Annotated in this window: 1 protein-coding gene and 1 pseudogene; both read left to right on the top strand. The window is 45.3% G+C overall.

All coding sequences use genetic code 11. The features are described from left to right. Positions 1 to 208 (top strand): hypothetical protein (locus R8O10_RS27535; protein ID WP_318192276.1); only part of this gene is annotated, 208 nt, incomplete at its 5' end. Between the two features lie 67 nt (positions 209 to 275). Further along, positions 276 to 517, top strand: a pseudogene (locus R8O10_RS27530) (ligase); the annotation flags it as partial.

Below are 517 nucleotides of genomic sequence, written 5' to 3'. Positions count from 1 at the left end.
CGTACTTCATCGCCTGCGCGATCACGGGAATACCGTTGTGGTTATCGAGCATAACTTAGACGTCATCAAAACAGCAGACTGGATCATCGACTTAGGACCAGAAGGCGGACAAGGCGGCGGAGAGATCATTGCCCAGGGAACACCAGAAGATGTGTCTCAGATCGAAGGTTCGCACACAGCTCGATTCCTTAAGCCTATGTTGAAATAGAAAAAACGGGTAAAGTACAAAGACCAGCCAAGGCTGGTCTTTTTTCATTCAAAACAACGCAATATATATGGCTACTATACATGTAAGTGGAACCAAACTTTCTCCTGAAAAAGTACAAGTTCCTCTCAATCGCAAGTTTCTCATCGCTTTGGCCGTTCTGTTTTTACTGGCCATGCACTTTTTTATGCCCAATCCAGGTGGTTCAGGGTTAGCCTTATCCTTCAACGCAACAACGTGGATTGCATTTAGCTTTGCGTTAGGTATCGGTTGCTATCAGCTCGCGAGTAACCGCATTTTACGCTATTCAAA

Source organism: Vibrio sp. 1727 (assembly GCF_033344415.1).
GTDB classification, from domain to species: Bacteria; Pseudomonadota; Gammaproteobacteria; order Enterobacterales; family Vibrionaceae; genus Vibrio; species Vibrio alginolyticus.
Note: the sequence above shows the minus strand (reverse complement) of the source record. Positions and strands in the feature narration are given on the sequence as shown.